The organism is Ruminococcus flavefaciens MA2007 (assembly GCF_000621845.1).
GTDB classification, from domain to species: Bacteria; Bacillota; Clostridia; order Oscillospirales; family Ruminococcaceae; genus Ruminococcus; species Ruminococcus flavefaciens_E.
Genome location: NZ_KK211355.1, coordinates 303,273 through 323,839 on the forward strand (window position 1 = coordinate 303,273; position 20,567 = coordinate 323,839).

Consider the following 20,567-nt stretch of genomic DNA (forward strand, 5'->3'; position numbering starts at 1 on the left):
ACAAAAATTCGGGCAGTTGCTTGAACTGCCCTGAATTATCGTTGTTATATTTTACGGACTAACGTAGCCCAGAGGATCAACACGGTTTCCGTTCACACGTACCTCAAAGTGGAGGTGAGCGCCTGTTGACCAGCCTGTAGAGCCGATGTAGCCGATAACATCTCCCTGATTTACATACTGACCTACAGAAACACAAGCAGAAGCAAGGTGTCCGTAAACTGTAGAATATGTACCGTCGTGAGAGATAACGACATAGTTGCCGTAGCCGCCGCCGCAGCCGCAGCTTCCGTTCTTAGCGTAGTCATGGGTGCATGAGTTGCATACAGTGATGACAGTACCTGACTTTGAAGCGCAGGCTGCACCGCCGTGGATACCTGCGTCACCTACGTCTATACCGCCGTGGAAAGAGCCCCATCTCGGACCGTAATAGCTGGAGATGTAGCAGAATCCCGGTGCAGGCCATGCAAATCCCGAAGCAGAAGGTGCAGGGATATATGCGGGCTGCTGATAATCAACAGCAGTATATGCGCTCTGATAACCGCCCTGTGAAGCCGAAGCCTGTGCAGCAGCAGCTCTTTCAGCGGCAAGTCTTGCCTGCTCAGCCTCATATGCAGCCTGTGCAGCCGCAGCCTGACGAGCGATCTCAGCCTGTATCTCTGCATCGAACTCAGCGTTCATAGCTTCGAGTTCGCGCTTCTTTTCAGCTGTCATAGCTTCTTCCTGAGAGATACGGTCTATCTCGTTCTGAGTCTGCTGGTATTTCTCGTTGAGAACAGCGATCTCAGCGTCCTTTTCTTCCTTACGCTTCTGCTGCTCCTCAAGCTTCATCTCAAGGGCGAGCTTTTCGGTCTCAAGGTCTTTCTTTGACTGTTCCATCTGGTCGATATCTCCGAGGATATCGTTTATGAGCTCCTCGTCGTAGGAAGCGATACGGTTTACCATTTCAACTCTTGACATCATATCGTAGAAGCTTGATGTGCCTACTACGACTGTAGCGAGGTTGTCGTTTCCTGTGACGTACATAGCGCAGAGGCGCTGCTTGAAGAGTTCGATATTAGCGTCGATCTCGTTCTGCTGGTCTATGATAGACTGGTCGAGGTCGGCGATATTGGTCTTGGCAGTATCGATGTCTGCGTTGATATTTTCAAGTTCCTTGTTGAGAAGGTCGATATTAGTGCTGATAACACTTATCTGTTCATTGAGCACCGACTGGTACTGCTGTTCCTCAGCCTTGTTGCCTGCAAGGGCGTCAAGCTGATTCTGGAGCTCGCTGATAGTTTCCTTATTGGACTTGATCTCTTCCTGCATTTCTGCAATAGTCTTAGCGTATGCGTTGTTTGATCTTTTTCCCTCATTTACGGGAACGAATGTGATAAATGCTGCGGCGATTGCTGAGCTTGTCACAAAGGATATTACCTTCTTGAACATATGTAGCTTTTCCATAATTAAGCTGCGTAACGGACAGTTGCTTGCTGTCCGAGAGCACACTCCTTTCATAGTAAAATTCATATTGTCGGGTTCACTTTGAGCATATCATACATCAATATGTTTTCTTGTGCTTATAACACTTCCGAGAGCGCCTATGAGAGCGCCTGCGACGAGGTAAGCAAGGATAACGACGAGCTGTATCTTATCGAATGGGATAAGGCTGCTCACGCCGAAGGTATTCATCAGCATACCCTGCTCCTTTATCATGTTGTAAGCTGAGCTGTAAATAGCCCATGTTATGAAGTAAGCGCCTGCGCCTGCGAAGAAGCCCGTTACCATGCCCTCAACGAAGAAGGGGAGTCTGATAAAGGCATTTGTAGCGCCGACATACTTCATTATCTGTATTTCCTCACGGCGGGCAAAAACGCTTGCCTTTGTGGTATTGGAAATGATTATCATCGAAACAACTGCAAGTGCTGCGATAATAGCGCCTGCAATGAGAGATACTACCTTTCTGAGCTCTCTCAGGAACTCAGCTACCTGCGGTGAAGCAGATGCGCTCTGGATATTAGCGAGAGCGCTTATCTTTTCGGTAGTCTCGGTTATCTTATCGGTGTTCTTGACAGTCACGCTGAAGCCGTCAGGCATAAAGCTTGCGTCATCACCGATATAATCGTTGAATATCTTTTCGGCATTTGGAAGGCTTGCCTTCTGTCTTGCGAGAGCGTCCTCCTTGGACACGAATTCCACCTTGTCGATGTTGGGGAGAGCCTTTATAGCCTCCTCGGCGGCGGAGTTCTGTTCCTCGGTAGTGCCGACATTCATAATGACAACTACCTCGTTCTGACTTCCCAGACCTTTTATCATGGAATTGAGGTTGATATAGAACAGACCTGCTATTCCGACGAGAAGCAGAGATATGAGCAGAACGCAGAATGTAGCGAATGCCATCATTTTATTCTTCCAGATATTTTCCACGCCCTGATCGGCGAGGTATCTGATACCGCTTAGTTTCATTCCGCACCCCCTTCAGTTTTTTCTGTGAGTGCGGCGAGCATTTCCTGCGGAGTCGGCTCGTCTGATTTCGGCTTGGGAGTTATATCGACGTCGATATTCTCCTTTACGGGCTTCATGAGCTCCTTTTCGGGAGCGTCGGGTATACCGCCTATAGCCGATATTATATCATCAGCGGTCATATTCTCGATAGGGAGGTCGATAGCCTCCTCGGTATTGACCATTTCTGCGGCTTCCGTATCCTCGGCAGCCTCGGCTTCGCTGATAGCGGCAGCCATAGCCTCGGGAGTTATCTCGCTGTCGATATCGGGGATAAGCTCGTCTCCCGTACCTGTGATGACCTCGTCAAAGACGATCTCACCCTCGGTGATGTTGATGATACGTCCGCCGAAGTGACGAACCAAGTCGTGCTCATGGGTTACCATGAGTATTGTCGTACCCTGATCGTTTATGCCCTTGAGCAGCTCTACTATTTCGTAGGAGAGCTCGGGATCGATATTACCCGTAGGCTCGTCGGCAATTATGAGCTGCGGATCGTTTACCAGCGCACGGGCGATAGCCACACGCTGCTTTTCACCGCCCGACAGCTCGTCGGGGTAAGAGTTTGTTTTAGCGTGGAGTCCTACAAGACTGATAACGTAGGGGACTCTCTTGCGTATGTACTTGATAGGAGCGTCGATAACTCTGAGAACGAATGCTATGTTCTCGTAAACTGTCATTGACGGTATCAAGCGGAAGTCCTGAAATACGAAGCCGAGAGTACGGCGAAATTCAGGTATCTTGCGTTTTTTGAGCTTATTGAGGTTATAGCCGTTAACCGTAACAACACCGCTTGTAGCGTCTATCTCCTTCAAAAGCAGTTTTATCATAGTACTTTTTCCCGCACCTGATGAACCTACAACGAAAGCGAAGTCGCCGTCGTTTATCTTCAGACTGACGTTGTTCAAAGCGTCAACGCCGCTGGAGTAGGTCACGGATACGTTTTTAAGTTCTACCAATGGGTTACACCTACCTTAATCTGTAAGGGGCGGCAGTACCGCCCGAAGTTCGTCAGCTGTAAGTGCTATCAGAACTTGACAGGATTAGCGGACAGGTACTTCTTTACCATGAGAGCGATCTTGAATATGATAGCGTGATCGAACTCGCGGAGGTCAAGACCTGTGAGCTTCTTGATCTTTTCGAGTCTGTAAACAAGAGTATTTCTGTGAACGAAGAGCTTTCTTGATGTTTCTGAAACGTTCAGGTTGTTCTCGAAGAACTTCTGGATAGTAAAGAGTGTTTCATGGTCAAGAGACTCAATGCTGCCGACCTTGAATACCTCGTGGAGGAAGGTCTCGCAGAGAGTTGTTGGGAGGTGGTAGATAAGACGAGCGATACCGAGGTTATCGTAGCTTACGATGACCTTGTCTGTATCGAATACCTTACCGACCTCAAGAGCCATCTGAGCTTCCTTGAATGAACGTGCAAGGTCCTTGACGCCGACAACGGCTGTACCGATACCAACGTTTACTCTTGTATAGAACTCACTGCTGAGTGTATCAGCGATAGAGCGAGCAAGCTTTTCGAGGTCCTTTGAGTCAACAGCGCTCTTGAGCTCCTTGACGAGGACGATATCAGTCTCAGTGATATTGAAGACGAAGTCCTTGTTCTTGTCAGGGAAGAGGTTCTGTATAACATCATATGCAGAGATATCGTTAGCTGAGATTATTCTGATAAGGAATACAGCACGGCTTATCTCGGCATTGAAGTGGAGCTCTCTTGCCTTGATGACAATATCTCCGGGGAGAACATTGTCGAGGATAACGTTCTTGATGAAGTTGTTTCTGTCATACTTCTCATCATAGTACTGCTTGATATTTGAAAGTGCGATAGCAAGAATGCTTGCGTATTTAGCAGCAGCGTCGTCTACGCCTTCAACGAAAACAGCGTAGTCGGGCTTTACTCTTGAACCGAATGGCTTATATGTGAAGCCGTCGCGGATAAAGATATCGTGTGAATCGCTGAGGTCCAGAGATACGAACTCATTAGTTGTTCCTACGCGAGTAAGGTCGCTGCAGGCAATGATCGTAGCTGTCTCGTCAACAACACCGATGGTAGCGTCGATAGAATCGCGCATCTGATGAACTAAACCCTGAAATAATCTGTTGGACATGATTTACATCCTTTCTCTTAATAAGATCTTATTTTGAGCGGACCTTCAAGGAGAGTCGGGGAGCGTTCTGCTCCTCAACATATTACAAATTGTAACACATTTTTGGTCTGAATTTGTTAACAAACTGTTAACTCTCGTCTGAAGGCTCACAAACATGACTTGACAATATGTTGAATTTTGTTAATATTTACCAATGACGGCAAATTCTTTGTAACCGGCTTGTAATTTTTACATCTTCTCGGGACGGTCAATATTGAGTATCTCCAGTGTGTTTCTCAGTACCTGACGTACTGCAACGCTGAGGAGGATACGTGCGTCCCTGAGCTGTTCTGTCTCGGCGTTCTTTACGCTGCAGGCGTCATAGAAGCGGTGAAACAGAGTTGCAAGGTCGATAGCGTACTTAGTTATCTTTGCAGGATCGTAGGTCTTAGCCGCAAGGTCTATCTCCTTCGGAAGTGAAGCAAGATGACGGATAAGCTCTATCTCGCGGGGATCGGAGAGAAGGTCAAAGTCTGCCGATGCAGGCACGTTGATACCCTCGTCTGCCAGATTGCGGAGCATACTGCAAATTCTTGCGTGTGCATACTGAACGTAGTATACGGGGTTCTGTGAGGTCTTTTCGATTGCCAGACCGAGGTCGAACTCAAACTGTGAATTTGCCTCGCGGAGATTGAAGAAGAATCTCGCAGCGTCTATCGGTATCTCATCGAGGAGAGTTACCAGTGTGATAGCCTTGCCGCTTCTCTTTGAGAGCTTTACTGTCTCGCCGTTGCGGACAAGTCTTACCATCTGCATGAGGACTACATCAAGCTTTGTCTCGTCAACGCCGAGAGCGTTGAGAGCAGCTTTAAGTCTCGGAACATAGCCGTGGTGGTCAGCACCGAGTACGTTGATAGCCTTATCGAAGCCTCTTGTTACCAGCTTGTTGTAGTGGTAAGCGATATCGGGAACGATATATGTGTAAAGACCGTTGCTTCTCTTGAGCACGAAGTCCTTGTCCATGCCGTATTCGGTAGCCTTGAACCAGATAGCGCCGTCCTGCTCGTAAGCCTTTCCAGCCTCCATGAGCTTGTCAACTACCAGCTTTGTCTCGTTCTTTTCGTGAACTGTGCTCTCTCTGAACCAGTTGTCGTAAACGATACGGTACTTTTTGAGGTCGCGTTCCAGACCTGCTATATTAATAGGAAGTGCGTAGTCAACGAGAGCCTTGCGGCGTTCTGTTTCGGAAACGCTTTCCATAGCCTTGCCGTTTATATCGTAGAAGTTCTTGGCGTGTTCGATGATGTCTGTACCGAGGTAAACGTCCTCGGGCATCTGGAACTCTCCGCCTTCGCCGCTGCCCTCATAGATAACGGAGCAGAGCTTGTCGGCGTCGTCCTTGTACTGAGCCATGAGCTCCTGTCCCTTTGGCGAGCAGAGCTGTAAGTATCTGAGCTCCAAGGACTTTCCGAACTTTTCTATCTGATTGCCTGCGTCATTTACGTAGAACTCACGCTCTGCGTGATAGCCTGCCCACTGGAGCACGCTTGCGAGACAGTCTCCGATAGCGCCGCCTCTTGCATTACCGATATGCATAGGACCTGTGGGGTTTGCGGAAACGAACTCAACGAGGACTTTCTTGCCCTTGCCAAGCTCGGTCTTGCCGTAGTCGCCGCCCTCTTCAAGAACGTTGCGCACTACGTCCGAGAACCAGCTTCTTCCGAGGAAGAAATTGAGGAATCCCGGTCCTGCAACCTCTGCCTTCTCGAAGATAGTGCCCTCAAGGCTGAGTTTCTCACAGATGAGCTCTGCTATCTTTCTCGGAGGCATTTTAAGAGCCTTTGCGCATACCATAGCGGTATTTGCTGCGAAATCGCCGTGTGACTTATCCGCAGGTATCTCGATGTTGAAGCTCGGCAGCGGAACTGCCGGGATAGCTTCCTCGGATACCAGAACTCCGAGAGCGTCCATGATTATCTCACGGAGACGCAGGGAGGCGGAATTGATAAGGTCTGACATTTTATCTATCCTTTCTTTCGGGCTCAGTTCTGAGCCTGTACTGTCATTATTATCTCGTTATCTGAAAGATACGAGGAATTGAGGTCAAGTGTATACTTCATATACAGCCTGCCGTTTTCGGCAAGAGTATTCTCTATAGCGTGGGTGTAGACGCCTATCTGCAAGTTGCCGTAGGGAGTGCCGTACTGGCAGAAGTGCTTTCGTCCTATCTCCAGAGAGAGTACGGAATTTGCCGTGCCCTCACGGGTAATGGAGGCGTTCTTGCAGTTGTCCACCTTTATCGTAGTGACAGAGCCCTCGAAGCCTGTAGCCGAGGTGTCCTCATAGGAGATTATATCCCAGCCGTTTTCACGGGTGAGGCTTGCCTTGGTGAGCAGCTCGGTCTCGCTTTTCTCGTTCTCCTGCCACTGTATGCTCGTAAGAGAGATCAAAACGTTATTTTTCAATGTTATCTCCTTAAATATCTTTTATCTCAGGCTCAGTATGTCCTGTCGGCGTTTTCGATAGCCTGTTCCAGCAGCATATCTATGAGATCCTCATGCTCGTAGCCCAGCTGCTCCATGAGCTTTGAGAAAACGCTGTTCTGTCTGAGTCCCGGCATAGTGCCGATCTTGTTCAGCAGGAGCTCTCCGTCCTCGGTGAGGAAGAGGTCAACTCTTGCGAAGCCCTTGCAGCCCAGAGCCTTGAACGCAGTAACAGCTATCTCCTTAGCCTTGTTTCTTATTTCGGGAGTTATATCCGCAGGGATAGTGAGGTCGTCTCCCGAGCTTACATTGAAGTTGCTCGGATCGTACAGCTTGTCATCGGCAATTATCTCTCCGATAGGCGAGCAGACAGGCGTATCATAGCCGTAAACTGCCGCTTCAAGCTTTCTTGCCTTGACGTATTTCTCAACTATGACCTTGTTGTCGTTGGAGAAAGCCACCTTTACAGCCTTGATGAATTCCTCGGGGCTGTTTACGAAGCTTATACCCTGATTGCTGCCGCTGTTTGCAGGCTTTACTACTAAATTGCAGCCGAATTTCTCAGCAATCTCGGCACATCTCTTATCAAGGCCGTTCAGCTCGCGCTGAGTTATGAGCTCCCATTCGGGAGTCTTGATATCGTAGTCGTCCATGACCATGTGCGTATGGGACTTATCCATGCACGAAGCGCAGGCGAGCACTCCGCTGCCCGCATAGGGGATGCCCGAAAGGTCGAGGAGTCCCTGTATCGTACCGTCGCCGCCGCGCTTACCCATGAGTATCGGCAGTACAACGTCTATTTTCTTGACTGAGGTCTCACCGTTTTCAATGGTGATTATGCCTCTGTGTATCGGATCGGGAGAAATGAAAGCCGAAGTGCAGTCTGTATTCTGCTCCCATGTTCCGTCAGCTATCTCCTCGGGCGAGCCGGGGAAGAACAGCCAGCGTCCCTTGCGGTTTATGCCTATTGAGATGACCTCATAGGTGTCTCTTGGTATATTCTTTATGACCTCTGCGGCAGAAGCCAGTGAAAGGGCGTGTTCCCGAGCAGTACCGCCGAAGATCACAGCCGCTTTTATCTTTGCCATATGCGTCTCCTTTATATATAGTACCCTGAAATTTCTGTTGTCATTTTCAAGTATCACTATATTTTATCATATTTCACAAAAAACTGCAAGTATTTTTTGCGGAAATGAAGAATAACACAGTGAAATTCGCAAGGATAGTATATTGCGGACAATTTTTAACACTCAGTTTTGTGCATAATCACAATGAAATTATAGCTTTTTCATCAAATTGACGGAGAACCCCTTAGTAAAAATGACGAAGCAAAAAAGGCTTGTTTCGTAAAAAAGATCATTTTTTTACCGTTTATTGGTCGGCTTGACTTTAATGTAAAAATAATATATAATTATTTTATGATATTAGGGATATCATAGATCGGAGGATTTAACATGAAAATAATCAAAAGAGCTTTACTGTGGGTGTCCATAATGCTGGTGCTGGAATTGATGATAAACGCAGCAGGAGCATTCATGGTCAAGCGTGCGGCAGACAGAATGACAGGCTCGTTGAGCGGCTACTCGAAAAAAACGGAAATGATGCTTCACCCGACGGTCATAGATAATACCGACGGAAAAGCCAAGACCAACGGACTTGCGGCACTTGCTGTCCGCGCACTTCTCAGCGACGGCAGACTTTATAATCATACAAATTTCGGCTATAACTTCCTGTTCCTCAACTTCACTATGGAGCAGTCCGTGGTGTTTTTTGACGAAAACGGCACAACTCAGGTGTCATCGGGCGTATTCAATATCGCTTATGAGGACAGAGGCGGCAAAACGGACTACTTCAGATACCCCTTGGGACTTATCGACGTCAAGGAGCTTTGCGCTCAGAGCAATGCAAAGGAGCTGTACAGCGCCCTTGAGAAAAGGCAGTTTGACTCCATAAGATTGGACGAATACTCAGTTGACGAGGATTTCATCGTGAGACCTAAGAAACTGACATTCCTTGATTCGGATAAAAATGCCATTCAGAGCTTTGAATTCCCCTGCGAGGGCGAGATAAAAACAGGGGACTGCTATTATGTTTACGATGTGCTTGCAAATGGCGAGCAGATGAGAAATGCCACTACAACGCTCTACAAGAAGATGAAGGACGTTTACGACGGTGCGCAGAAGACGGACAAAACAGCAAAGGAGCTTATGGAGGACGTCGATTTTTCACAGAGCAGACAGGACGTTACCAAGACAAGCGTCGGTTTTGCGGCTGTCAAAGTGAAGCACGTTGAGACCTATGACGGCAGTGCCATGACATTTGCTCTGCGCTTCAACTATATAAAGGGAGTTATCCTTTATACCATTATCTTTGCAGTTATCCTGACGGCTATCCTGCTGCCTATATGGATACACAAGGACAGAAAAATCCAGAACAGCTATTACTGATAAATCAAAGAGCCTTCGGACGCATTGTCCGAAGGCTCGAAAAGTACATTATCTTATGCCGAGAGAGTCGTCCTCGGGCTGGAGCTTATCGTGGGCGAGGATATAGTCGTATACCTCGGTCACGGTAGTGAAAGCGACTCCCACATAGCTGTCAGCGCAGCCGTAATAAAGGGCGATACGTCCCGAAGCTGCGTCCGTCAGGGCAGCGCATGGGAAGCATACATTTGGCACGAAGCCCCGTTCCTCATAGTCTGTTTCGGGAGCGAGGAGATAGTTCTCACAGCGGTGAAGCACCCGTGAGGGTTCATTGATATCGAGTATAGCTCCGCCAATGCTGTAAACATAGCCGTTGCAGGTGTTGACAACTCCGTGATAGAACAGCAGCCAGCCCTTATCGGTCTCGATAGGAGCAGCTCCGCCGCCTATTTTAAGGCTTTCCCACCAGTTGTCGGAGCGCCCCATGACATGGCGGTGACGTCCCCAGAACTCCATATCGGGGCTCTCTGAGAGGAAGATGTCACCGAAAGCGGTGTGACCGTTGTCACAGGGACGCGACAGCATAACGTAATTGCCGTTTATTTTCCGAGGGAAGAGCACGGCGTTTCGGTTATATGGGAGATATGGGCTTTCAATGCGCTCAAAGCGCTTGAAATCGAGGGTTTTGGCAATGCCTATTGTAGGTCCGTATGCGTCCTGACACCACATGATGTAGTAGGTGTCCTCCACCTTTACAAGCCTTGGATCGTAGGCATAGGGCGGCATGAATGGCTCGCCGTTTTTATCGGTGAAGGGTATCTTTTCCGAGTCGAACTCCCAGTGCAGAGCGTCCTTGCTCCTGCCAAGATAGATGTGAGGGATACCGTTGCGCTGCTCTCCGCGGAATACGCCTATATATCCGCCGTTGTAGGGCGTTACTGCGCTGTTGAATATCCTTGCCACCTCGGGCAGTGGATTTCTGCCGATAATGGGGTTCGCGGTGTATCTCCAGAGTGGAGATGTGCAGTCTTTCGGCTTGTCCTGCCACGGTATAGACGGCAGGTCTGCTCCAATAATTTTAATATCCGTCATAACAAACTCCTTTAATCCTTAGTATGGATTAATTAAATTATAGCGTGATAATATTGTTAAGTCAATAGATTAGTAAAATTTAAGTAAATTTCGTGAAAATGCACTATTATCGAGGCTGTAATTTTACGGCTTAAAATTTACAGAAAAATATAGAATGTTACGTTGGATAGGTGTATAATTAAGAAAAACAGTATCGCCTTAAATAATAACTTAAAAGGAGCTGTGGGTATGAATTTTTATGACCTTATAAACGGAATATCAAACGGAGCCTTTGACGAGCAGCTCCGTATGCTCTACGGAAACAGTGAAAAGGCTGTATTACGGGCAAGAGCCCGTTATCTCAGTGCGGCTGAGGGCTTTTCGCGGCTCTGTCCCGAGTGCGGCGAGATACACGTTTACTCGGCTTCGGGACGTACCGAGGTTGGCGGAAATCATACCGACCACCAGCACGGCTGTGTGCTTGCGGCGGCTGTAAGCCTTGATATAATCGCAATCGTGGCTTTTCACGACGAGGGTGTTATCCGCGTGACCTCCGAGGGCTACCCTCAGAATGTGGTGTCACTGGACGACCTTGACGTGAAAGAGGAGGAAAAGGGGACTTCTGCGGCGCTTATCCGCGGAATCGCTGCAAAATTCAAGGATATGGGCGTGGAAACAGGCGGTTTCGACGCCTATATGACCTCGGACGTTCTCAGCGGCAGCGGTCTTTCCTCATCGGCGGCATTCGAGGTGCTTATCGCTGCTATTATAAATGAGCAGTACAACGGCGGACGGACCGAGCCTGCGGAGCTGGCTAAAATAAGCCAATACGCTGAAAACGTGTACTTTGGCAAGGCAAGCGGTCTCATGGACCAGACTGTCTGTGCCGCAGGCGGCTTCGTTGCCATTGATTTCGCCGAGCCCGATAAACCGCAGATAACCAATGTTGACTTTGACTTTGAAAAGGCAGGGTACTCGGTGTGCATTACCGACACAAAGGGCAGTCACGCCGACCTTTCCGACGAGTACAGTGCTGTTTCTGCGGAAATGAAGCACGTTGCGGAGGCTATGGGCTGCGGATATCTCCGCGAGGCCGATGAGGAGGAGTTTTATGAGAAACTGCCGAAGCTACGCGAGAAATGCACCGACAGGGAGCTGCTCCGTGCCGCTCATTTCTTTGACGAGAACAGGCGAGCCGTTGAAGAAGCGCAGGCTCTTGCAGAGGGCGATACAGAGCGATTCTTTGAGCTGGTGAACCAGTCGGGGACTTCCTCGGCGGAGCTGCTGCAAAATCTCTATTCAAACAAGGATCCACAGTGTCAGCAGATACCGCTGGCGATAATGCTGAGCAAGCGATTTTTGGGCGAAAGCGGCGCTGTGAGAGTTCACGGCGGCGGCTTCGCAGGAACGATACAGGCATTCGTGCCGACGTACCTTGCGGCGGACTACGCCGCGGAAATGGAGCGCGTATTCGGCGAGGGCAGCTGCTACGTGCTGACTGTGCGCCCTGTGGGCGGTTATGAATTAACCATGCTGAGCCGATGAATGGGATTCCAAAGGGAATGCGTTCCTTTGGCGGAGTGACTCCCCATAAAATGGGGAGATGTCGCGAAGCGACAGAGGGGACGTACCTGTTAGGTCAGAGGCAGCGCCTCTGGTGGGTTTGGGCAAAGCCCAATAATCGAAGGCGCTTCGCAAGGGGTGAATTGAAAAACAGTCCAGTGGACTGTTTTTAAGAGGGTGACTCCCTGCTGTGCAGGGAGATGTCAGCAAAGCTGACAGAGGGTGCCGAGCCCGATTAGGGACGCCTTGCAAGTGAAGGCGTCCCCTTGACGGGCGGATATTATCCTCCCCTACAGTGGGACGTCGAGGACGCCGTCCCCTACAAGAATGAAAGGAGAAGCTGCCTTGACAATAGGAGCTAATACGGAAAAGATACTGACAGAGCTGGAAAATCACGGCTTTGAGGCATATATGGTGGGCGGCTGCGTCCGCGACGGTATAATGGGCAGGGAGTGCAATGACATCGACATCACTACAAACGCCCTACCAGAGCAGATGCTGGCGGTTTTTAGCGGATATAAGGTCATTCCAACGGGCATTAAGCACGGTACGGTGACGGTCCTCTGCGGCGGCGAGTCCTTTGAGGTCACTACATATCGCATAGACGGGGAGTACACCGACCACCGCCGTCCCGACGAGGTGAGGTTTACCGCTGATATAGCCGACGACCTGGCACGGCGCGATTTTACGGTAAATGCCGTGGCTATGGACAGGCGCGGCAATATAGTTGACCCATTCGGCGGCAGAGCTGACATGGAATCGGGCATTATCCGCTGTGTGGGCGTGCCGCAGGAGCGCTTCTCCGAGGACGCTCTGCGTATTCTCAGGGCTGTGCGTTTTTCGGCGCAGCTTGACTTTAAGATAGACGAGACTACTTCCGAGGCTGTCCACGGTATGAGGACAGATTTGCGGAATATCTCCTCTGAGCGTATCCGCGACGAGCTGGACAAGCTCATCTGCGGCAAAAATGCCGTTGAGGTGCTTCTGGGATACAGCGACGTCATCACAGCCGTTATTCCCGAATTTAAGGCGAGTATAGGCCTCGACCAGCGCTCTCCCTACCACAGGTACGACGTCTGGGAGCACACTGTCCGCGCACTGGCGACAGCTCCTGCCGAGAATATGAAGCTCCGCAGAGCACTGCTTTATCACGATATCGGCAAGCCTGCCTGTATGAAGCTTGACGAAACGGGCAGGGGACACTTCAAACAGCACGACCGAGTTGGCGCGGAGATGACCTCGGAGATAATGAAGCGGCTCCACTATGACAACAAGACTATCGCCTATACTACGGCGCTTATCGCCAATCACAGCAAGAAGCTCCGCAATAAGACCGACGTAAAAAAGATGATGTGCAAAATAGGCGACGAGCTGTTCTTTGAGCTTATGGAGATGAAAAAGTGCGATAATTCCGCGAAAAACGAGTTCGTACTGAAAGAAAACGTCTTTTTTGACAAGCTGGCAGACATCGGACGGGAGATAGCCGCAAATGACGAATGCAGGAGCATTCGCGGACTGGCGGTCAATGGCTCGGAGCTTGCGGCGCTTGGACTTAAAGGCGCGGAAATAGGCGAGATACAGCGCGAAATGCTGGAGCTTGTCATGGAGGAGGAGCTCCCCAATGATAGGGCGGAGCTGCTCAAATTCGCAGAACAGAGGTGCAGAAAATGAAAGGACGCATACATTCAACGGAGAGCTTCGGCACGGTTGACGGGCCCGGAATAAGGTTCGTGGTGTTTTTTCAGGGCTGCCCCATGAGGTGCAAGTATTGCCACAACCCCGATACATGGGACTTTTCTGGCGGTACGGAGCGTACTGCCGAGGACCTTATGAGGGAGTACGATTCCTACAAGGAGTTCCTGAAATCAGGCGGTATCACGGCAACAGGGGGCGAACCCCTTGCACAGCCCGAGTTCTTAGCGGAGCTTTTCCGCCTTGCCAAGGAAAAGGGCGTCCATACCTGCCTTGACACGTCAGCAGGAGTCTATAATCCCGATTCTCACGAAAAAATAGACGAGGTGCTGAAATATACCGACCTTGTAATGCTGGATATAAAGCATATCGACAACGATTGCCACAGGGAGCTGACGGGCATAGGAAACCGCAATATACTTGCCTTTGCGGAGCATATCCGCGACCTGGGCATACCCGTCTGGATACGCCATGTGGTAGTTCCGAATATCACGGACAAGTATGAGGAGCTGTTCGCTCTCGGTGAGTATCTCTCCACGCTGACGAATCTGAAAGCGCTGGACGTTCTGCCCTATCACGATATGGCGAAGCCGAAATATGCGGAGCTCGGTATAGAATATCCGCTGGGTGATACTCCGCCGCTGACAAAGGAAGAAGCCATAAAGGCACGGAATACCATAATCGACGGCATAAAATCCGGACTTCACAAGCAAAACTGAATAATATACACAGACCTCTGACACACATCAGAGGTCTTTTTCATATACTGTGGTAAATCAAAATTTAATGATGTAGGGGCGCACAATGTGCGCCCGCAAACATACACATCAATTTTGACACGGGCGAACAATGTTCGCCCCTACAATACCAATTTTTCGGGACGCCAAAGGCGTTAAATTATGATTTATCTCAGCGTGCCGTATGCTGTAAAGCGGTGGAGATACTTATGTGCGGAATTGCAGGAGCTATCAGCTTTGTGGAGGATATGCGGGAGGACATGAAGATATATGAGAATATGCAGCGAGCTCTGCTGCGGCGCGGTCCAGACCAGCGCGGTATGTTCATGAGCCGTGAGGCTGCCCTTATCCACACCCGTCTGGCGGTCATCGACATTGACGGCGGACGTCAGCCCATGAGCTTTGGCAGGTATACTATCGTATACAACGGGGAGCTTTACAACACAGCGGAGCTCCGCGGCGAGCTAAGTGAGGATTTTGACTTCAATACTCATTCCGACACCGAGGTGGTGCTGAAAAGCTACATAAAATGGGGCAGCGCCTGCGTGGAGCGCTTCAACGGCATATTCGCCTTTGCGGTATACGACGAGCAGGAGCACCGTGTCTTCCTTGCCCGTGACAGGATAGGCGTGAAGCCCCTGTTTTACTATGATACTGGCAGGAAGCTCATCTTCGCTTCGGAGCTCCCTGCGCTTCTTGAGCACCCCGATATCCCACATGAGATAGACGAGCACGGCGCAGCGGAGCTGCTGCTCATGGCGCCCGGGCGGACTATGGGCTGCGGGGTTATCTGCGGCGTTGAGGAAGTACGTCCTGCATACTGCGGATATTACACGGCAGAGGGGCTGAAGCTCCGCGAATACTGGCGGCTGAAAGCATATGAGCTCCACGAGAGCTTCGAGCAGACCGCCGAGCACGTTCGCGAGCTGGTGCTGGACTCCATAAGGCGGCAGCTGGTCTCCGACGTGCCTGTTTGCACGTTCCTGTCGGGAGGACTGGATTCAAGCCTTATATCCTCAGTTGCGGCGGCGGAGCTTAAAAAGCAGGGGAGACAGCTCAGCACCTTTTCCGTGGACTACCGCGACAATGACAAATATTTCCAGAAGAGCCATTTTCAGCCCAACAGCGATCCCGAGTATATCACCTGCATGGCTGAGTATCTGGGTACAGACCATCACTGGACGGTGGTTGATACTCCCGAGCTTATAGACGCTCTTGACGAAGCAACCGAAGCAAGGGGACTTCCCGGCATGGCGGACGTGGACGCTTCGCTGCTGCTTTTCTGCCGTGAGATAAAGAAATACGGCACTGTGGCTCTTTCGGGGGAGTGCGCCGACGAGATATTCGGCGGCTATCCGTGGTACAGGGATAAGGATATCCGCATGACAGACGGCTTTCCGTGGGCTCAGAGCACAGCCTACCGCAAGCGCTTCCTCTGCGATGATTATGCCGCAATGATAAACGCCGAGGACTACGTTTACTCCGCATACAGGAACACAGCCGACAGCGCCGAAAAGCTGGACACTGACAGTCCTCTCGAAGCACGTATGCGCGAAATGACGGAGCTGAACTTCAAGTGGTTCATGCAGACCTTGCTCGACAGAAAGGACAGAATGTCCATGTACAGCGGTCTGGAGGTCAGAGTGCCGTTCTGCGATTATCGGATAGCTGAGTATCTATACAACGTGCCGTGGGAGTACAAGGACTACATGGGCAGGGAAAAGGGACTTCTCCGCGAAGCTATGAAGGAATGGCTCCCAGATAAGGTGCTGTGGCGCAAGAAGAGTCCCTATCCGAAAACTCACAATCCTGCATTTTTAGAGGGCGTGACTGCGAAGCTCCGCAAAATACTTGACGAGGACGGCGAAAAGCTTACTCAGCTTGTGAAGCGTGAGGAGCTTGAAAAGCTTCTGTGCCATGAGGAGCAGGTGCAGTGGTACGGTCAGCTCATGAATTTACCGCAGACTATAGCCTTTTTCATACAGCTTAACTACTGGCTTAACCGCTTTGACATTAAGCTGAGATAAAAAACGCTGTTTGTTTATTTTACAAAGATATTCTTAAACGTTGACAAATATTATAACATTTGATATAATTGTAATAGCCTTATTAGGTAAAAATGGTAATCTTAATCATACATTAAGGATATTTTAAGGTTATTTTAAGGTGTTGCCGATATAATAAGCCCATAAGATAAAGCGGTTTGGGTTGGTTATGAAAAATAAGGCGATATTAAAATAAAGGGAGTAAGAATCATTATGAGAAAAAATGGCTTGAAAAAGCTCTTGGCAGGGCTCTCGGCTGCTTGTCTGGCAGCTGCGGCGATGCCTGCTGTGAGCTATGCTGCCGAGACTGCTGATACAGCGGCAAAGGAAGTGGTAGGCGACTCAAACTGTGACGGCAGCGTTGATATGTCAGACGTTGTCCTTATCATGCAGGCAATGGCAAATCCAAACAAGTTCGGTCTGGGCGGAACCGACGAGCACGCTATAACCGAGCAGGGCTGGAAGAATGCGGACTGCAATGGCAAGGCTGACGGAGTTTCTACAGACGACGCGCTTGCCATTCAGCTTTATCTCCTCGGCAAGGGCGAGATAAGCAACGGCAAGACCGACGAGCAGCCTCCTGCTGTAGAAGCAACAAAGATTCACCTCAAGAATACCACTATCACAGTTGAGGGCGAGAATGCTACAGTTGAGGGCACTACCGTTACTATCACTCATTCGGGTGAGTTCTACATTGACGGTACTCTTGACGACGGTCAGATAAATGTAAATATTGCTGACGAGACTGCCGACGCAGAGACCGTAAAGATATTCCTCAACGGCGTAAATATCACAGGCAAGAGCGCTCCTGCTATTCTCGTGACAAACGCTGAGAATACCTCGATAAATATCGTTGACGGTACTGAGAATACTATCACCGACGGCGAGACTGCTTACGCAGGCGACTTCGCAAAGGCAGCGGTTATCGAGGCAAAGGACGATATTACTATCAAGGGCGGCGAAAAGGGCGACGGAGTCCTCAATATTACCGCTAATGTTCAGGACGCAATTTCCTGCAACAACGATATCAAGGTAAACGGTGGTATTATCAATATTACCACAAACAATTCAGAGACCAAGACCGACGGTATCAAGGCTAAGAAATCTGTTACCATAAAGGACGGTACTCTGGATATAGACGCTGCAGGTGACGGTATAAAGTCCACCAAGGACGCCATTTCATTTGCAGGCGGTATCACGAAGATAAAGGCAGGCAATGACGCTGTACAGGCTGAAACAACTATCGACATCAGCGACGGAAAGCTCGTTGCAGGCGGAGACAGAGGTCTCACAGCTGTTACAGGCATCAACATCACAGGCGGTACAGTTATCGCTACAGCTACCGATAATCAGGTCGATGAAAAGCTCATAAAGGCTGAAACCCAGCCTGTGATCCTTCTTAACTGCATTGCCGATCCAACAAACGAAAAGGACGGCACATGGAAGAAAGCCAATAACCTCGAATGGACTGTAATGCGTCCCGAAATGAATGTTAATACGGATAAAACTGATTTCCAGAAGAAATATAAATATATTCTTATCAGCACATACAGCATTACAGCAGGAACAACCAATTTCACAAATACAAATGTAAACAAGTGGATAACACACACCAATTCAGAAGAATCTCTATTTGCTGTAAGCAATGGAATCAACGTATTCAATAACGTAAATCCGGCAGGAGCAGCAGATAATGTAAATGTTCCTCCTTCGGAGACGAACGCATAATAAGGGGTAATACGAGAAATGCCGTCTTACGGCAAAAAGTATTGCCATAAGCCGGCTTCCGGATCATTCTGATCCTTTTCTCAAAAAGCGCCACAGTATTCCCAATACTGCGGCGCATTTCCCTTTATACGGATATTTATGCCGAGCCCATGAACGGGATTCCAAAGGGACTGTGTTCCTTTGGTCAGGTCAAGGGCTGAAAGCCCTTGCAGGGTTCGGGGCAGCGCCCCGAGATACGAAGGCGCTCCGCAAGGGGGAATTTCAAAAACAGTCCAGTGGACTGTTTTTGAAAGAGGGACGCCCTGCAAGTGAGGGCGTCCCTTAACGGGCGGCGGAACGCCGCCCCTACATCTATTGCTTCATTTTTACGTCCGATTCGTAATTCCGCGAGCGCGTTTTACAGCAGCAGGCGCAGTACACCTTTGCCGCTCCTGCCTTTTTCAGAGCCGAGGTTATCTCGCGGAGCGTACTGCCCGTAGTGCAGATATCGTCAATGAGCAGCACGTTCTTACCCTTGATATCCGCAGAAGCCGTGAACGCGCTTTTCAGATTAAGGGCTCTGCTGACGCGGCTGAGCTCCTTTTGCGAGTGCGTATGACGGGACTTCACCACCGACTTTGTATCAACGGGCAGTCCGAGAACTCTCCCCGCCTCACGGGCTATGAGCACCGACTGATTGAAGCCGCGCCTGCGGATATCACGCTTATGCATGGGAGCAGGTATCACCACGTCTGTTTTCTTGTCGATACCCTCTGCTTTGAGCCGCTCCGCAAGGGCTTCTCCGAGAGCATAGGCGGCATTGCCGTCAGTGCCGTTTTTCAGCAGGATTATGGCAGGCTTCACGTTTTCGTCGTAGTCGAATGCGGCAGTGAAGCTCTCAGCGCCCTCGATATTGAAGCTGCCGCTGTAAACGCTGAGCTTCGCCGTACATTCCGCGCAGAAGCGCTCCATAGCGCCGATAAGTGCGCCGCATACGGGACAGCGAGTAGGGAAGAACAGATGCAAAAGCCGCCGTTTCCATAAAAATCTCATATCATCACCTAAATTTAAAGCTCCGTTGATACGGAGCTTTTTTTGCGTAATTGTAGGGGCGGCGGAACGCCGCCCGCATAGGTTTTGCATTATAAATCAAAAATACATATAAAGCTGGCATTTTATCATTCCGTTGTAGAGCTTTCTGCGCTTATGGGCGTCTGAGCCGAAGAACTTCTCGAACTCCTCATGAGGGGAGATGATGTAGCTCTGTTTGCTGCCGCCCTTTCCGAGAACTCTGCCCATTTTGCGGTAGATATCCTCAGCCTCTCTCAGCTCAAGAAGTCTCTCGCCGTAGGGCGGATTGCAGATAACGATAGAATTTTCGGGCTGAACAAATTTCGTGATATCAGCCTGCTCTATTTTCAGTCGTGACTTGATACCTGCCTTGTGAGCGTTATCGAGAGTCAGTGCAACTGCTGCGTCGTCGATATCCGCGCCTATTCCGTGAAATTCAGCGCTTCGGTCAACGTTTTCGATAGCTCTTTTGCGCTCCTCCTGCCAGATACGCGAGTCAAATGTGCTCCATTTTTCCGCCGCAAAGCGCCTGTTGATACCGGGAGCTATCTTCAGCGCTTTCAGCGCCGCTTCGATAAGAAGCGTACCGCTTCCGCAGAACGGATCGCATACAATGGTATCGGGGCGAACTCTCGCAAGGTCAACTATACCTGCCGCAAGAGTCTCCTTGATAGGAGCCGCATTGGAATTGCGCCTGTAGCCGCGCTTGTGGAGCCCTACGCCGCTGGTATCGAGATAAAGTGAAACGACGTCCTTGAGGATACTGAATTTTATCTGCACTGTCGGACCTGTCTCGTCGAACCAGTTTATGTTATACTTGGATTTAAGGCGTTCCACCGCCGCCTTTTTTACAATAGACTGACAGTCGGGAACGCTGTGGAGCGCTGAGTTCAGCGAATAGCCCTTTACGGGGAATGCGTCCTCGGGACCGATATAGCGTTCAAGCTCGACAGCCTTTACGCCCTGAAAGAGCTCCTCAAAGGTTGTAGCCTTGAACTCGATGAGCTCGATGAGAACTCTCTCGGCAGTAGAGAGACAAAGATTAGCACGGGCGAGGATATTCTCGTCGCCCGTGAAGCTTATCTTGCCGTCGCAGACCTTCAGGTCAGTGCCGCCTATTTTTTGTATTTCGTATTTCAGCACGCTTTCCAGACCAAAATGGCATGGACAGCATAATCTTATATTATTGCTCAAATTATCAC

General features: G+C 49.7%; 16 protein-coding genes. 6 read left to right on the forward strand and 10 right to left on the reverse strand.

Annotation, left to right across the window (positions count from 1 at the left end):
• Window positions 1–51 precede the first annotated feature (51 nt).
• The 7 genes from T497_RS17785 to T497_RS0114440 form a co-directional block, all read right to left on the reverse strand.
• On the reverse strand, window positions 52–1,443 hold the full coding sequence (locus tag T497_RS17785; protein ID WP_196243050.1) for a murein hydrolase activator EnvC family protein: 1,392 nt from the start codon (window positions 1,441–1,443) through the stop codon (window positions 52–54).
• A 90-nt stretch (window positions 1,444–1,533) separates the two neighbouring features.
• Window positions 1,534–2,445 (reverse strand): permease-like cell division protein FtsX, encoded by a 912-nt coding sequence (gene ftsX / locus T497_RS0114415; protein ID WP_028516225.1) that lies wholly within the window; start codon window positions 2,443–2,445, stop codon window positions 1,534–1,536.
• Window positions 2,442–3,440 carry a cell division ATP-binding protein FtsE gene (ftsE, locus tag T497_RS0114420; RefSeq protein ID WP_028516226.1) on the reverse strand — a complete coding sequence of 333 codons (999 nt, stop codon included), beginning with the start codon at window positions 3,438–3,440 and terminating at the stop codon, window positions 2,442–2,444. The genes ftsX and ftsE overlap by 4 nt, the downstream gene beginning before the upstream one ends.
• A gap of 68 nt (window positions 3,441–3,508) precedes the next feature.
• The gene (locus tag T497_RS0114425; RefSeq protein WP_019680782.1) at window positions 3,509–4,594 is read right to left on the reverse strand and encodes a helix-turn-helix domain-containing protein; all 1,086 of its coding nucleotides are present in this window, start codon (window positions 4,592–4,594) and stop codon (window positions 3,509–3,511) included.
• Window positions 4,595–4,822: 228 nt separating this feature from the next.
• Complete coding sequence (gene argS, locus T497_RS0114430) at window positions 4,823–6,592, reverse strand: arginine--tRNA ligase (RefSeq protein ID WP_028516227.1); 1,770 nt, start codon at window positions 6,590–6,592, stop codon at window positions 4,823–4,825.
• A 23-nt stretch (window positions 6,593–6,615) separates the two neighbouring features.
• Complete coding sequence (locus T497_RS0114435) at window positions 6,616–7,038, reverse strand: DUF1934 domain-containing protein (RefSeq protein ID WP_028516228.1); 423 nt, start codon at window positions 7,036–7,038, stop codon at window positions 6,616–6,618.
• A gap of 32 nt (window positions 7,039–7,070) precedes the next feature.
• Complete coding sequence (locus T497_RS0114440) at window positions 7,071–8,144, reverse strand: D-alanine--D-alanine ligase family protein (RefSeq protein ID WP_028516229.1); 1,074 nt, start codon at window positions 8,142–8,144, stop codon at window positions 7,071–7,073.
• A 366-nt stretch (window positions 8,145–8,510) separates the two neighbouring features.
• On the opposite strand from T497_RS0114440, the gene T497_RS0114445 reads away from it, so the two are divergent.
• Complete coding sequence (locus T497_RS0114445) at window positions 8,511–9,503, forward strand: hypothetical protein (RefSeq protein WP_028516230.1); 993 nt, start codon at window positions 8,511–8,513, stop codon at window positions 9,501–9,503.
• Window positions 9,504–9,551: 48 nt separating this feature from the next.
• On the opposite strand, the gene T497_RS0114450 is transcribed toward T497_RS0114445, so the two are convergent.
• Window positions 9,552–10,571 (reverse strand): glycoside hydrolase family 130 protein, encoded by a 1,020-nt coding sequence (locus T497_RS0114450; protein ID WP_028516231.1) that lies wholly within the window; start codon window positions 10,569–10,571, stop codon window positions 9,552–9,554.
• A 228-nt stretch (window positions 10,572–10,799) separates the two neighbouring features.
• On the opposite strand from T497_RS0114450, the gene T497_RS0114455 reads away from it, so the two are divergent.
• From T497_RS0114455 to T497_RS17035, 5 genes are all read left to right on the forward strand, one after another.
• Window positions 10,800–12,095, forward strand: coding sequence for a galactokinase (locus T497_RS0114455; protein WP_037325240.1), 1,296 nt, complete (start codon window positions 10,800–10,802; stop codon window positions 12,093–12,095).
• Between the two features lie 363 nt (window positions 12,096–12,458).
• Complete coding sequence (locus T497_RS0114460; protein ID WP_028516233.1) at window positions 12,459–13,784, forward strand: CCA tRNA nucleotidyltransferase; 1,326 nt, start codon at window positions 12,459–12,461, stop codon at window positions 13,782–13,784.
• Window positions 13,781–14,524, forward strand: coding sequence for a pyruvate formate-lyase-activating protein (pflA, locus tag T497_RS0114465; protein ID WP_028516234.1), 744 nt, complete (start codon window positions 13,781–13,783; stop codon window positions 14,522–14,524). Before T497_RS0114460 ends, pflA begins: the two co-directional genes overlap by 4 nt.
• A gap of 227 nt (window positions 14,525–14,751) precedes the next feature.
• Window positions 14,752–16,569: an asparagine synthase (glutamine-hydrolyzing) gene (asnB, locus tag T497_RS0114470; protein ID WP_028516235.1), complete on the forward strand. Its 1,818-nt coding sequence runs from the start codon at window positions 14,752–14,754 to the stop codon at window positions 16,567–16,569.
• Window positions 16,570–16,800: 231 nt separating this feature from the next.
• Complete coding sequence (locus T497_RS17035) at window positions 16,801–18,315, forward strand: carbohydrate-binding domain-containing protein (RefSeq protein WP_051530695.1); 1,515 nt, start codon at window positions 16,801–16,803, stop codon at window positions 18,313–18,315.
• Window positions 18,316–18,666: 351 nt separating this feature from the next.
• On the opposite strand, the gene T497_RS0114480 is transcribed toward T497_RS17035, so the two are convergent.
• Entirely contained in the window at window positions 18,667–19,347 is a 681-nt protein-coding gene (locus tag T497_RS0114480) for a ComF family protein (protein ID WP_028516236.1), read from the reverse strand.
• A 96-nt stretch (window positions 19,348–19,443) separates the two neighbouring features.
• Window positions 19,444–20,559 (reverse strand): THUMP domain-containing class I SAM-dependent RNA methyltransferase, encoded by a 1,116-nt coding sequence (locus T497_RS0114485; protein WP_242840026.1) that lies wholly within the window; start codon window positions 20,557–20,559, stop codon window positions 19,444–19,446.
• Window positions 20,560–20,567 lie beyond the last annotated feature (8 nt).

Excerpts from the sequence above, each read along its gene's own strand:
- T497_RS17785 (WP_196243050.1), bottom strand. The coding sequence starts at position 1,443 with ATGGAAAAGCTACATATGTTCAAGAAGGTAATATCCTTTGTGACAAGC.
- asnB (WP_028516235.1), top strand. The coding sequence starts at position 14,752 with ATGTGCGGAATTGCAGGAGCTATCAGCTTTGTGGAGGATATGCGGGAG.
- ftsX (WP_028516225.1), bottom strand. The coding sequence starts at position 2,445 with ATGAAACTAAGCGGTATCAGATACCTCGCCGATCAGGGCGTGGAAAAT.
- T497_RS0114445 (WP_028516230.1), top strand. The coding sequence starts at position 8,511 with ATGAAAATAATCAAAAGAGCTTTACTGTGGGTGTCCATAATGCTGGTG.
- T497_RS17035 (WP_051530695.1), top strand. The coding sequence starts at position 16,801 with ATGAGAAAAAATGGCTTGAAAAAGCTCTTGGCAGGGCTCTCGGCTGCT.
- pflA (WP_028516234.1), top strand. The coding sequence starts at position 13,781 with ATGAAAGGACGCATACATTCAACGGAGAGCTTCGGCACGGTTGACGGG.
- T497_RS0114480 (WP_028516236.1), bottom strand. The coding sequence starts at position 19,347 with ATGAGATTTTTATGGAAACGGCGGCTTTTGCATCTGTTCTTCCCTACT.
- T497_RS0114440 (WP_028516229.1), bottom strand. The coding sequence starts at position 8,144 with ATGGCAAAGATAAAAGCGGCTGTGATCTTCGGCGGTACTGCTCGGGAA.
- T497_RS0114425 (WP_019680782.1), bottom strand. The coding sequence starts at position 4,594 with ATGTCCAACAGATTATTTCAGGGTTTAGTTCATCAGATGCGCGATTCT.
- T497_RS0114455 (WP_037325240.1), top strand. The coding sequence starts at position 10,800 with ATGAATTTTTATGACCTTATAAACGGAATATCAAACGGAGCCTTTGAC.
- argS (WP_028516227.1), bottom strand. The coding sequence starts at position 6,592 with ATGTCAGACCTTATCAATTCCGCCTCCCTGCGTCTCCGTGAGATAATC.
- T497_RS0114450 (WP_028516231.1), bottom strand. The coding sequence starts at position 10,571 with ATGACGGATATTAAAATTATTGGAGCAGACCTGCCGTCTATACCGTGG.